7 protein-coding genes are annotated in these 13,386 nt (G+C 73.4%); 3 read left to right on the top strand and 4 right to left on the bottom strand.

Features of this window, described 5'->3' with window-relative positions:
- Nucleotides 1-167 precede the first annotated feature (167 nt).
- The 3 genes from ACFP1Z_RS18335 to ACFP1Z_RS18325 all read right to left on the bottom strand — a co-directional run bounded on the left by ACFP1Z_RS18335 (nucleotide 168) and on the right by ACFP1Z_RS18325 (nucleotide 4,570).
- Nucleotides 168-1,718 (bottom strand): serine/threonine-protein kinase, encoded by a 1,551-nt coding sequence (locus ACFP1Z_RS18335; RefSeq protein WP_390317496.1) that lies wholly within the window; start codon nucleotides 1,716-1,718, stop codon nucleotides 168-170.
- Complete coding sequence (locus ACFP1Z_RS18330) at nucleotides 1,715-2,416, bottom strand: hypothetical protein (RefSeq protein ID WP_390317495.1); 702 nt, start codon at nucleotides 2,414-2,416, stop codon at nucleotides 1,715-1,717. The genes ACFP1Z_RS18335 and ACFP1Z_RS18330 overlap by 4 nt, the downstream gene beginning before the upstream one ends.
- 78 nt (nucleotides 2,417-2,494) lie before the next feature.
- Complete coding sequence (locus tag ACFP1Z_RS18325; RefSeq protein WP_390317591.1) at nucleotides 2,495-4,570, bottom strand: N-6 DNA methylase; 2,076 nt, start codon at nucleotides 4,568-4,570, stop codon at nucleotides 2,495-2,497.
- A gap of 261 nt (nucleotides 4,571-4,831) precedes the next feature.
- On the opposite strand from ACFP1Z_RS18325, the gene ACFP1Z_RS18320 reads away from it, so the two are divergent.
- Together ACFP1Z_RS18320 and ACFP1Z_RS18315 are read left to right on the top strand one after the other, a co-directional pair.
- The gene (locus ACFP1Z_RS18320; RefSeq protein WP_390317494.1) at nucleotides 4,832-5,530 is read left to right on the top strand and encodes a hypothetical protein; all 699 of its coding nucleotides are present in this window, start codon (nucleotides 4,832-4,834) and stop codon (nucleotides 5,528-5,530) included.
- Between the two features lie 223 nt (nucleotides 5,531-5,753).
- Nucleotides 5,754-7,238, top strand: a complete 1,485-nt coding sequence (locus tag ACFP1Z_RS18315; RefSeq protein ID WP_390317493.1) for a DUF2079 domain-containing protein — start codon at nucleotides 5,754-5,756, stop codon at nucleotides 7,236-7,238.
- A 184-nt stretch (nucleotides 7,239-7,422) separates the two neighbouring features.
- Here the strand turns inward: ACFP1Z_RS18315 and mfd are convergent, their stop codons facing one another.
- Nucleotides 7,423-11,004: a transcription-repair coupling factor gene (gene mfd / locus ACFP1Z_RS18310; protein WP_390317492.1), complete on the bottom strand. Its 3,582-nt coding sequence runs from the start codon at nucleotides 11,002-11,004 to the stop codon at nucleotides 7,423-7,425.
- Between the two features lie 484 nt (nucleotides 11,005-11,488).
- Here mfd and ACFP1Z_RS18305 point away from each other — a divergent pair, with 484 nt between their 5' ends.
- Nucleotides 11,489-13,324, top strand: coding sequence for a lytic transglycosylase domain-containing protein (locus ACFP1Z_RS18305; protein WP_390317491.1), 1,836 nt, complete (start codon nucleotides 11,489-11,491; stop codon nucleotides 13,322-13,324).
- Nucleotides 13,325-13,386 lie beyond the last annotated feature (62 nt).

The raw sequence follows: 13,386 nt of genomic DNA, 5'->3' as shown, positions 1-13,386 counted from the left end.
GTAGGAAGTCCGCGCGGCGCAGGCCACCGCTTCGCTCAACGATTCCCCGACGGACTGGATGCGCGAGCCGCCCCCGGCACCCGCGGGCCCTTCACCGCCCGCCCTTTCCCGCCCCCCTTTTTCTTACGCTCCCTCAAGTCCCTTTCTTCTGCGGGCCGCTCAGGTGGTCAGGCGCGGACCTGGCCGAGCCACTGGAGGATGTGCCGGATCTCCGCGGGGAACGGGTGGTGCGGACCGTGCAGACGCTCGGCGTCACCGAGGAGGGCGGCGAGGGTGTCGTGGGCGGCCTGCCGGTCGCCGAGCGAGAGCAGCAAGTGGCCTATGCGGCGCCGTATTTCGAGCGCCGTGGCCGGGTCGTGCGGATCCGCCTCGAAGCGCGGCAGCAGGGCACGGTACTCGCCGATCGCGGCGGCCGCCTCGCCGAGCTGCTCCAGGCACTGGGCCGCGTCGTACTGGAAGCGCAGCATCTGACGGGCCGCGCGCGGGCCCGGTTCGAGGGCGTGGTCGTCGGCGAGGCGGCGCAGTTCGGGCAGGGCACGGCGGTACTGCCCGTCGTCCATGAGCGTGGCCGCGTACTGCTTGCGCAGGGTGCGCACGACCGTGGAGTGCTCGCCGTGCTCGGCGGCCGCGGCGGGGAGGATGGAGCCGAGGAGGTCCACGGCCTGGGTGATGCCGCCCTGGTCGAGCAGGCGCTTGACCTCCTCGACGGCCTCGGCGACGTCCGGGCCGCCGGGTGCGGCGGGCGCGGGGCCGGCGAAACCGGTGAACGCCGCCGCCGACTGCTGCGTGGAGACGGCCGCGCGGTCGGGCCAGGGGGCGTGCGGCAGGAGGAAGGGGCGCGTGGGGTCCATGGGGCCGGGCGGTGCGCCGGCCGAGCCGGGCACGGGGAGCAGCGGGGCGAGTGCCCGGTAGGCCTCCTGGGCGTCGGCGAGCCGGTGCTGCGGGTCCTTGGCGAGCAGCCGCAGGACGAGCTCCTCCAGCGGCTGCGGCACTTCGGGGCGCAGTCGGCGGACCGGGACGGGCGGCTCGTACAGATGCCGGTGCAGCACTCCGAGCGCGGTGGAGCCCGCGAACGGCACGTCGCCGCTGAGCAGTTCGTGCAGCAGCACGCCCAGCGCGTACAGGTCGGTGTACGGGCCGACGGCGCCGCCCATGGCCTGTTCGGGCGCCATGTAGGCGGGGCTGCCGATGGGCGAGCCGGTACGGGTCAGGCGCGTGGTGTCGGCGTCCAGGACGGAGGCGACGCCGAGGTCGAGGACGAGCACGGAGCCGTCGGGGCGGACCATCACGTTCCGGGGTTTGAGGTCGCGGTGGATGATCGGCACCGCGTGGACCGCGGAGAGCACCGAGCACACCTGGGCCGCGACGCAGACGGCCCACTGCCAGGGATAGGGGGCGTTCTCGGCGAGGTGGTCGGCGAGGTCGGCGCCCTCCACGTACTGCATGACCAGATACAGGTCCTCGCCGTCGCTGCCCGCGTCGTGGACGGTGACCAGGCCGCGGTGGTCGACCTGGGCGGTGACGCGGCACTCGCGCACGAAGCGGCGGCGCAGCTCGTCGGCGCCGCTCTCGCCGCCGGCCATACGGTCGGGCCGCAGCAGCTTCACGGCGACGCGGCGGCCCAGACGCCGGTCGTAGGCCGTCCACACCTGGCCCATGCCGCCTTGGCCGATGACGGTGGCCAGCTCATAGCGGCCGGCGACGACGCGTCCGTTCACTGGCCGTACTCCTTGTGGTCCCGGGGCTCCTTGCGCAGGAGCGCGCTCAGCTCGTCGAGTTCGGCCCGGACCTCGTCGATCCGCTGGGAGGCGGGGCGCTGCGGGGCAGCGTGCCACGGGCCGTGGGCGGTCTCCGCGAAGGGGTCGGGGCGGGGAGCGGGCTGCGGCGGTGGCACATAGGGCATCTGACGTTGCGCCAGGGGCTGCGGCTGGGGCGCGGCCCGGTGGCCGGGCCCCTGCGGGTGTCCGAAGGGGCCGGCGGGCGGCACGGGCGGCGGAGCGGGAACCGCCGCGGGGGCGGCGGGCGCCGCCTCCCGCGCACGATGCTGCTGGAACTCCTGCCATGCGCGCGCCGCGTCCCGGTCGAGATCCCGGTAGTGCTGGATCTCGTTCCACAGGGAGTAGGGAACGACGGTCAGGAGCAGGGCGAGCAGGGTATAGCCGCCGACCTTGTTGATGACGGTGCCGGCGAACCGCTCCTCGATGGTGACCAGGCAGCACAGGCACACCACGAGCACCACGACGAAGACCGCCCAGTCGCGCTGCCGCCGCCGCACGATCGCGAGCCGCAGCAGGGGCGCCCAGGCGCACACGCCGGCCGAGCACCAGGCGGCGACACAGAGGAGCACACGGATCGTGATCGCCTTTGCCCTGCCCGGGGGAAGGCGCGGCGGCGCGACGTGGCCTGGGGCGTTCATGACTGCTCCTGGGGTGCGACTTTGATCTTGAGCTTATCTGTCGACCCGTGGGGCACCGCCCGGGTTGTACGGAAGGCGCTATTCCGGGCGGACGCTCCCGTCCGTCAGTCCGTCGTAGAGCCCCTGTATCAGCTGTTCGCCGAGCCGCTCGGTGTGCCGGAGCGCCGCTTCGAAGTCGGCCAGAGCGCGGAAGCGGGTGCCGTAGCGCCGCTGCTCGGCGAGCGGCAGCCGGGGCACCTGGAGCCGGCGCACGTCGAGCCGGGCCGCGGTGGAGGCATAGCTGCTGGCCCGGCGCTGGTTGGCGGTGCCGCGCAGGAAACCGGCGAGGAAGTGGGGGTCGAGCGCGGCAGGGTCGGGGCGCAGCAGGAACAGCCCCCGGCCGAGGGCCGCACCGGCGGTGCCCTCGTCGACGACGCGGGCCACGGTGACCTCCCCGACGACGGGCACCACGACATCGCCGGCCTCGACGAGCACGGGCTCCTCGGGCTCCCCCTCGGGGAGGGTGCCCGTGGGAGCGCTGCCGGCCTTGACGTCATAGTCGGTCAGGACGGGCGGGGCCGCATCACCGGCCCCCGGGACCACGCCGGTGCCGCCGGCGCGCAGCAACAGGGCTCCCGCGCGGGCGAGTTCACCGACGGTGGTGGCGGGCCAGCGGGCAGGCCCGGCGGGCTCCGCCGGGCGGGCGGGTGCCAGCTCGCCGGTGCGCTTGAGGGCGTCGGTGAGCCGGTCGTGGAGCTCGGCGAGTCCGTCGGTGCCGTCGGCGGCGGAGGGCGGCGGGAGATGCCGGGCCGGGGCGAGGTCGACGTCGTCGTCGAGCAGATCGATGACGGGCAGCGAGCGGCACTGACCCGGCCGCTCCTCCACCGCTCCATGGCGGTCGAACTCCTCCCAGGCCGCCAGGACAGCCGAACTGACGGCCTGCCAGGGCAGCTTGTCGCGCCCGGCCGCCGGCCCCGGGCCGGCGGCCGGGGCGGCCGTCGCCGCGCCCGAGGCGTCGACGAGCAGCACCTGTGGAGCGGGCGAGACCTGGGTGCCCGGACGGCGCAGCACCCACAGATGCAGCGGGATCCCGTAGGGCGGGGCGGCACCGGCGGGCAGGGCGACCACGGCGCGCAGCGCACCGCGGCGCAGCAGATCGGCGCGGATGCGGCGGCCGGAACGGCGGGAGGCCGCGGCCGGGGGCATGAGCAGCACCGCGGTGCCGCCGTCCCTGAGCCGGGCGAGCGCGTGCTGGACCCAGGCCAGCTCGGACTCGGTGCGGGCGGGGAAGCCGTACTCCCAGCGGGGATCGTAGGCCAGCTCCTCGTGGCCCCAATTGCGCTCGTTGAACGGGGGGTGGCACAGCACCACATCGGCGGAGAGCTCGCCGAAGGCGTCGGCGCGCAGGGTGTCGCCCGCGCTCACCCGGACCTGCGCGTCGGTCTGCAGGGCCAGGCGCAGCGCGGTGAGCGAGGCGAGGTCGGGATCGGCCTCCTGGCCGCAGACCGCTCCCGGGCCGGCCGGGGCAGCGGCACGCAGCAGGCTGCCCGTGCCGCAGGCGGGGTCGAGGACGGTGCGCGGCCGACCCGTGTCGGCGCCGCTCCCGGCGAGCTCGGCCATCAGCTCGGCGGGGGCGGCGGGGGTCAGGGTGTACTGCCGGGGGTTGGCATCGAGGTGGCGGCCGAGGAGGAATTCATAGACCTGGGCGGCGCTCCGGCCGGCGGCGAGGTCGGCGGCACCGCGCAACAGCATGGAGGAGACCGCGAGTTCGGCGGGGCCGGGGACCGTGACGGGGTGGTGCTCGCCGAGCCGGGCCGCGAGCACGGACTCCAGCGCCGAGGGCAGCTCCTCGCACAGCTTCAGATCCGACAGGGCGGCGAGTTCGAGCCAGGTGGCCGGGCGGTCGCGGACGAGGAGGAGCACGGAACCCGCGGCGCGCAGGGCGGCCACGGCACCGCCGGGATGCCCGGTGAGCTGCTGCCAGACCCGCTCGCGCAGCGGGACCTCGGCGAGCTTGCCCTGATGACGCAGCCACACCTCGACGTCACCGAGGGCGAAGGTCGGGCTGGTCTCGGTGCCGCCGACGGGCTGGGGGAAATCGGCATGGCGACGGCGCCAGTTACTGACGGCCGCACGGCCCACCCCTGCCAGCCGGGCGATCCCGGCCGCCGTCACCTCGACGGCGCCCTCCGGGCTCTGCGACCGCTGCTCGCCCGCCTGCTTCCCCGCTCGCTTCCCCGACACGTGACTCCCCTCCCCTTCTCCCGCGCTCGCGCGCCTCGCTCGCGTGGTCCCGAGCATACCCGCGGACACCGGACCGACCCATTCACAGCCGTGAACTCACTCGAACGAGTGGATCTTGTTGACTCGGTTCACAGCTTCTGCTGTGATTGCCACATCGGTTCACGAAGCTCTCCACACCGAAAGGTGTCAGCCATGTCTCAGCACTCCCAGCCGAAGCGGCGGAACTGGTTCGCGCGCCACAAGGTGCTCACGGGCGCGGGCGCCCTCGTCGCGGTGATCGCGGTCGGCACGGCCGTCGGCGGCGGTGGCGAGGAGAGCGGGGCCACCGCGAAGAGCGCGGACCACGCGGGCAAGGCCGCCGACGCGGGCGCGGACAAGAGCAAGGGCAAGCCGAAGGCGGACATGTCCGGGAACGGCACGTTCCGTGTCGGCTCCGACATCAAGCCCGGCACCTACCGCTCCGTGGGCAACAAGGCGGGCTGTTACTGGGAGCGCGCCAAGGACGCCACGGGCGACATGGACGCGGTCCTCGCCAACGACAATGTCGTGGGCACCACGTATGTGACCGTCGCGGACAGCGACAAGGTGTTCAAGACGAGCAGCTGCAAGAGCTGGGAGCTGGTGAAGGCCGACGCCCCGGCAGACACCGCCCCGAAGGCGCAGCTGTCCGGCAACGGCATGTACAAGGTGGGTGTCGACATAGCCCCCGGCACCTACCGGGCCGAGGGCAACAAGTCCGGCTGCTATTGGGAGCGTGACAAGAACGCCCTGCACGAGTCGGACTCCGTCGAAGCGAACGACAACGTCACGGGCAGTGCCGTGGTGACGGTCACCTCCCAGGACGCCTATTTCAAGACGCAGGGCTGCGCCGACTGGAAGAAGACGGGCTGAACCGCGACGCGGGACGAGGCGTCGAAGGGGTGCCGTGCCCCGGCGGGTACGGGACGGCAGCCCGGGTCCGCAGGCGGTGAGCCGGGCCGGCCCCGGAGAGGACGGGGGTCTCTCCGGGGCCGCGTACCCTTTGCCGACAGTGCGGCCCTGCCCATGGGTCCGAGGACGAGCCTGCCGGGACCGCCGGCGAGCAGTCGTGACCACCATCGGAAGGAAGACACCCATGGACCCGGCCGCAGCCGCCACCGTTCCGGCCCCGGGCCGGCCCGAGGGCGCGACCGGCACCGTGCCCGGTCCCCGTGCCCGCCGCGCGGCGGGCCTGCGCGCTCCCCGGTTCGACCCGTACTGGCTGGCCGCCGCGCTGTTCGTCCTGTTCGCCACGCTGTCGGTGTGCCGGCACCGGCGGATGCTCACCATGTCCTGGGACCTGGGCATCTTCGAGCAGGGCATACACGGTTACGCCCACCTCGGGGCGCCCGTGGCGGACCTCAAGGGGCCCGGCACCAATCTCCTCGGCGACCACTTCAGCCCCATCACCGCCCTGCTCGCCCCCTTCTACCGGGTCTTTCCCGGGCCCGTCACCCTGCTCGTCGCGCAGGCCGCGCTCTTCGCGCTGTCCGCCGTGCCCGTCACCCGGCTCGCCGCCGGACTGCTCGGGCGGCGGCGCGGCCTGGCCATAGGCATCGCCTACGGGCTGTCCTGGGGGGTGCAGCGCGCGGTCGACTTCGACTTCCACGAGATCGCCTTCGCGGTGCCGCTGATCGCCTTCTCCCTGGAGGCGGTGGTGCGCCAGCGCTGGCGGGCCGCGGTGTGGTGGGCCGTGCCCCTCGTCCTGGTCAAGGAGGACCTGGGGGTCACCGCGGCCGCGATCGGCGTGCTGATCCTGGTCCGGCTGCGCGGCGGGCGCGGGGAGCCGCGCGCGGCCGCCCTGGCCCTGGGGCTCGTCGTCTTCGGCTGCGCCGCGACCGCGCTCACCCTCGGCGTGATCATCCCGGCCTTCAACGGCGGCGCCTACGACTACTGGAACAAGATCGGCGGCAGTGGGGGGAGCGCGCCGGTGATACCGCTCGACACCGCGGTGCGCACCCTGCTGTGGGTGCTGCTGCCCACCACCGGGCTGCTGGCGCTGCGTTCACCGGTGCTGATCGTCGCGCTGCCGACGCTGGGGTGGCGGTTCCTGTCCCACGACGACCACTACTGGGGGACCGACTTCCACTACAGCGCGGTGCTGATGCCCGTCGTCCTCGTCGCGCTGACCGACGCGCTGGCCGGTGCCCGCAGGGCCCGCCGCCCCTGGCTGCGCTCGTACGCGCGGCACCTGCCGGGCGCCGTGCTGGCCGCCGCGCTCACGCTCACCGCGTCGCTTCCCCTGTACGGGCTGACCCAGGCCGCGACCTACCGGGTGCCCCAGCCGGTGCGGGCCGCCGAGGCGCTGCTGGCGCGGATACCGGACGGCGCCACCGTCGAGTCGGACGTCACGCCGATCAGCCGGCTCGCCTCCCGCTGCCGGGTGCTGTGGGTCGGCGACACCCGCGGCATCGTCCCCGACTACATAACGCTGAGCAGCGCGGACGACCGCTCCGCCGCGGAACTGGCCGCCGAGGGGCAGCGGCTGCACCCCGGCAGCACGTACACGCTGCTGGGCAGCGCGGGCGGGATATACGTCCTGGAACGCGCGTCCGCCGGGCCGGCGCGGGACGCGGCGTAGGCACGGGAAGCCGCGCCGGGCGTCACACGCGGGCCACACCGCAGCCCGCACGAGCCGCCCCGCGCCTCCGCCCGCACGCCCCGCGCCTCCACCCGCACACCCCGGGCCTCCACCCGCACACCCCGGGGCGACTCCTGCGACCCCAGCACCGCCGCCGCCCCTCAGGGCCTCCGCGCCGTCGTCGCTACCCCAGAACCGTCGTCAGGAACTCCCCCGTCCACGCCAGGAGTTCGCGGCCGACGAGGGGCTTGCCGCCGACGCGGGCGGTGGCCGGGCGGGGGACCAGGATCTGCTGGGTGGCCGGTTTGAGGACCGTGCGCGGGTACAGGCGCTTGAGCCGCAGCTCCTGCGACTCGCGCAGCTCCACCGGGCCGAAGCGGATGTTGGAGCCCTGCAGCGTGATGTCGGCGACGCCGCAGGAGCGGGCCAGCATCCGCAGGCCGGCGACCAGCAGCAGGTTCTCCACCGGCTCGGGCAACTTGCCGTAGCGGTCGGTGAGTTCCTCGCGGACGGCCCGGATGTCCTCCTCGCTGCTCGCCGAGGCGATGGCCCGGTACGCCTGCAGCCGCAGCCGCTCCCCCGGCGCGTAGTCGTGCGGGACGTGCGCGTCGACCGGCAGCTCGATCTTGACCTCCGGCGGGGCCTCCTCCTCGGCGCCGCCCTCCAGCGAGGCCCGGTACTCGGCCACGGCCTCGCCGACCATGCGCACGTACAGGTCGAAGCCGACGCCCGCGATGTGCCCGGACTGCTCGCCGCCGAGCAGATTGCCCGCGCCGCGGATCTCCAGGTCCTTCATCGCCACGTACATGCCCGCGCCCATCTCGGTGTGCTGGGCGATCGTCGCCAGCCGCTCGTGCGCGGTCTCGGTCAGCGGCTTCTCCGGCGGGTAGAGGAAGTAGGCGTAGCCGCGCTCGCGGCCGCGGCCCACCCGGCCGCGCAGCTGGTGCAGCTGCGAGAGGCCGAAGTTGTCGCCGCGCTCGACGATGAGGGTGTTGGCGTTGGAGATGTCGATACCGGACTCCACGATCGTCGTCGAGACCAGCACGTCGAACTTCTTCTCCCAGAAGTCGACCACGACCTGCTCCAGCGCGGACTCCGACATCTGCCCGTGCGCGGTGGCGATGCGCGCCTCGGGCACGATCTCCCGCAGCCGCGCCGCCGCCCGGTCGATCGACTCGACCCGGTTGTGGATGTAGAAGACCTGGCCCTCGCGCAGGAGTTCACGGCGGATGGCGGCGCCGATCTGCTTCTGGTCGTAGGGCCCGACGAAGGTGAGCACCGGGTGCCGCTCCTCCGGCGGTGTGGTGATCGTCGACATCTCGCGGATGCCGGTGACCGCCATCTCCAGGGTGCGCGGGATGGGCGTCGCGGACATCGTCAGCACGTCCACGTTGGCCCGCAGCTTCTTCAGCTGCTCCTTGTGCTCGACGCCGAAGCGCTGCTCCTCGTCGACGATGACCAGGCCGAGGTCCTTGAACTTCGTCTCGGAGGAGAACAGCCGGTGGGTGCCGATGACGACGTCGACGGAGCCCTCGCGCAGCCCCTCCAGCACCGCCTTGGCCTCGCTGTCGGTCTGGAACCGCGACAGGGCCCTCACCGAGACCGGGAACTGCGCGTACCGCTCGGAGAACGTGCCGAAGTGCTGCTGCACCAGCAGCGTCGTCGGCACGAGCACGGCGACCTGCTTGCCGTCCTGCACCGCCTTGAAAGCCGCGCGCACGGCGATCTCCGTCTTGCCGTAGCCGACGTCGCCGCAGATGAGACGGTCCATCGGCACGGACCGCTCCATGTCCTCCTTGACCTCGGCGATCGTGGTGAGCTGGTCGGGCGTCTCCGCGTAGGGGAAGGCGTCCTCCAGCTCCCGCTGCCAGGGGGTGTCCGGGCCGAAGGTGTGCCCGGGGGCGGCCATGCGCGCCGAGTACAGCTTGATCAGGTCGGCGGCGATCTCCTTGACGGCCTTCTTCGCGCGCGCCTTGGTCTTGGTCCAGTCCGCGCCGCCGAGCCGGTGCAGGGTGGGGGCCTCGCCGCCGACGTACTTGGTGACCTGCTCCAGCTGGTCGGTGGGGATGTACAGGCGGTCGCCGGGCTGGCCGCGCTTGGCGGGCGCGTACTCCACGAGCAGGTACTCGCGGGTGGCGCCCTGCACCGTGCGCTGCACCATCTCGATGTAGCGGCCCACGCCGTGCTGCTCGTGCACGATGTAGTCGCCGGACTGGAGGGTCAGCGGGTCGATGGTCTTGCGGCGGCGGGCCGGCATCCGGCCCAGCTCCTTGCTGGCCGACTTCTGCCCGGACAGGTCGGTCTCGGTCAGCACGACGAGCTTGAGGCCGGGGTCGGTGAAGCCGGTGTCGAGGCTGCCGCAGGAGACGTGCACGACGGACGGGGTGATCCCGGCGATGTCCGCGTCCAGGCGGGCGGCGATGCCCTCGCCGCCGAGGACCTCGGCGATACGGGCGGCGGGCCCGTGGCCCTCGGTGACGAACACGGCGCGCCAGCCCTCGGCGAGCCAGCCCTTGGTGTCGGCGAGGGCGCGGGCGGTGTCGCCCCGATAGCTCTCGGCGGCGCGCATGCCGAGCTTGAGGGTGTCCCCGTCGCCCTCTTCCTCACCGGCGGCGAAGGGACTCACCGACCACCACATCATGCCCAGCTCGCGGGCCCGGTCGCGCAGGTCGGCGATCCCCCACAGCGAGGCCGCGCCCACATCGATGGGTGCTTTACCGCCCGCCCGTCGCCCACCACCACCCTTGGTGGAGCGGGCTTCGCCCGCGCTGGACATCGCGCTCGCCGCCCAGGACGCCTGCAGGAACTCCTGCGAGGTCGCCACGAGGTCGGCCGCGCGGGTGCGCACCCGCTCCGGGTCGCACACCACGGCCATGCTGCCGGCGGGCAGCACGTCCAGCAGCAGCTCCATGTCGTCCACGAGCACCGGGGCGAGGGACTCCATGCCCTCCACCGCGATCCCCTCGGCGATCTTCCCGAGGAGCTCGCCGAGCTCCGGGTGGCGCTCGGCGAGGGCCGCGGCCCGCTCGCGGACCTCGGGGGTGAGCAGCAGCTCGCGGCAGGGCGGCGCCCACAGGCCGTGCTCGGCGACCTCCAGCGAGCGCTGGTCGGCGACCTTGAAGTAGCGGATCTCCTCGACGTCGTCGCCCCAGAACTCCACGCGCAGCGGGTGCTCCTCGGTGGGCGGGAAGACATCGAGGATGCCGCCGCGCACCGCGAACTCGCCGCGCTTCTCGACGAGTTCGACGCGTGCGTAGGCGGCAGCGGCGAGGGCGTCCACGACCTCTTCGAGGTCGGCGGCCTGCCCCGTGCGCAGGCTGACGGGCTCCAGGTCGCCCAGCCCCTTGACCTGCGGCTGCAGTACGGACCGTACGGGCGCGACGACCACGCTCACCGGGCCGGCCGCCGGGTCGTCGGCGCTGGGGTGCGCGAGCCGGCGCAGCACGGCCAGGCGGCGGCCGACGGTGTCCGAGCGGGGGGAGAGCCGCTCGTGCGGGAGCGTCTCCCACGCGGGGTACTCCACGATCCCGTCCGGGGGCAGCAGGGAGCGCAGCGCGGCCGCCAGGTCCTCCGCCTCCCGCCCGGTCGCGGTCACGGCCAGCACCGGCCGCCTCGCCTCCCGCGCGAGGGCGGCCACGGCGAAGGGCCGCGCGGCGGGCGGGCCCACGAGGTCGACGTGCGGCCGGTTCCCGTCGGCCGCGGCCTTCACCGCTTCGGCGAGCGCCGGATCGTTGACGACGGCGTCGAGCAGACCGTGCAGGCTCATGGGGCTTCCATCCCGGGGTGCGAAACACGAAGGGCCCGACACGTGTCACGGGCCGGGTGTGCCCCAGCCTACGACGGCCCACCGACACCCGCCGCCGGAGCGGGAGGGGGCCCGGGGGGCGGGTGCCGGTGGGGCCGTACGGGCCGTACGGGCCGTACGGGCCCGCGCGCGGACGGAACGGTGGACAACGGAAGCGGTACCGCGAACCCCGCACCTCCCACGGCCCGTTCACCACCGGAGCAACCGACTTCTCAACAACGCTGCGCTACCGAGGTACTTCGAGACGTAACGAAAGATACTGACGAACACCGCGAAACGGACAGCCAGTCGACTCCGTAGAGGGAACGACGGACGAAGAAACCGTGAAGCCGTGCCCGGGGCAAGACAATTGGGGTCAGAGGGAATTAGTGTTCGGCTTTATTGGCCGAGGGGGTAGCGTGCGACCCTCTCGCACCGGCCGCCGGTCTCCGAAGGAAGCAGCTCCGTGAAGATACTCCGTACTCGCGCTGCCAGCGTCTCCCGGCAGGGTCTGTGCACGGCTCTGCTCGTGGCCAGCCTCACCGCCGCGGTGGGCGTCAGCCCGCCGCACAACACGGCGGACGCCGACGACCCCGGCATCGGTCCGGGCAGTCCGCAGGCACAGCGGCACGGCACGCCCAACCTGACCCTCCCCGACCTCAAGCCGACCTCCCCCGGCGGCCTCCCGGGCCAGCCCGGCGCCGGCCTGCCCGGCGGGGAGGTCGCCGCCCCCGACGCGAACACGGGCATACCCGCCGCCGCCCTGGACGCCTACCGCAAGGCCGCCGAGAGCATCAGGTCCGAGAAGCCGGGCTGCAACATGCCCTGGGAACTCATCGCGGGCATCGGCAAGGTGGAGTCCGAGCACGGCACGATGGAGGGCAGAAAGCTCTACACCAACGGCTACAGCTCCAGCCCCATCCTCGGCCCGCGGCTGACGGGCGGCGAGTTCGCGGTCGTCAAGGACACCGACGGCGGGCGCTGGGACGGCGACACCGAGTACGACCGGGCCGTCGGCCCGATGCAGTTCCTGCCGTCCACGTGGGAGCTCGTCGGCGGCGGGGGCAACCCCAACAGCATCTACGACGCCGCCGTGGCCACCGCGCGCTATCTGTGCGCCAACGGCCGGGACATGAACAACCCCGCCGACCTCGACAAGGCCATCCTCAGCTACAACCCGTCCCGCGCCTACGTGACCGCGGTGACCGCGTGGATGCGCACGTACCAGAGCGGCAACGTGCCCGAGCTCCCCTCGCTCCCGGGCAGCCCCGGCTTCCCGGGCTTCCCCGGCAACCCCGGCCGCCCGAAGGGCCCCTCCGGCGGCACGCCGAGCCCGTCCTCCCCGCCGAAGCCGGCGACCCCGGCGCCGCCGTCGAACGGACAGCAGCCCGGCAAGCCGTCCAAACCCTCCGAGCCGTCCAAGCCGTCCGAGCCGACGGATCCGGGCAACAAGCCGGGCGGGGGCGGGCACGAGAAGCCGACGCCGCCGCCGGTGGTCGCGGAGCGGCTGGAGGCACTGGGCAACCGCAAGTGGGAGGCCACCACGGGCGAGCAATTCGCCGAGAAGGCCTACGTCCTGGTCACCAACGCCTCCGGCACCCCGGTACCGGGTACCAAGGTGGACATCACGCTCGACGGGGACACCGGGTCGCAGTTCACCACGGAGCGGTCCACGAAGGTCACTGTGACCACGGGCAAGTCGGGCCTCGCCGAGGTACCGGCCGTGGTCGCGGGCCGGAAGCCGGGCACGTTCACGGTGACCGCCAAGGTCGAGGGCCGCGACATCACGCCCGTGTCGTACAGGGCGACCGTCAAGCCGATCGCGCTGGAGCGCACCGGCGACAAGACCCTCAAGGCCGCCGCGGGCGCCTCCTTCGGCGACCTCGGCACGGTCAAGGCCGCCACCGGCGCAGGCACGGGCCGGCCGGTGGCCGGGGTCGAGGTCACCGCGACCGTGACCACGAAGGACGGCAAGGACGCCGCGACGTCCGGACCGTACTTCAAGGACGCGAACGGCAAACCGGTCCGCACGCTCCCGCTCGGCAAGACCGACGAGAACGGGCAACTCAAGCTCACGCAGAAGCTGTTCACGGACGAACACGCCGGGGAGTACGTGCTGCACCTGACGACCGCCGACGGCGCCGAGCTCACCGTCGCGCTGACCGTCACGCCCAAGGAGACCCCCGCCACCCCCTCCGGCTCCACGAGCGCGAAGCCGGCGCCCTCGGGCAGCCCGACGGCGAAGACCTCCGCCAAGCCGACCGCGAAGGCGAGCCCGTCCGCGAGCGGAACGAAGAAATAACGAGGAAGTGACGCGGCGCTGCCTTCCACCCCGGATCGAGGGGGTAGAAGGCAGCACCCGAG

Source organism: Streptomyces gamaensis (genome assembly GCF_042656465.1).
Lineage (GTDB): Bacteria > Actinomycetota > Actinomycetes > Streptomycetales > Streptomycetaceae > Streptomyces > Streptomyces gamaensis.
This window is presented reverse-complemented; position numbering and strand designations above follow the sequence as displayed.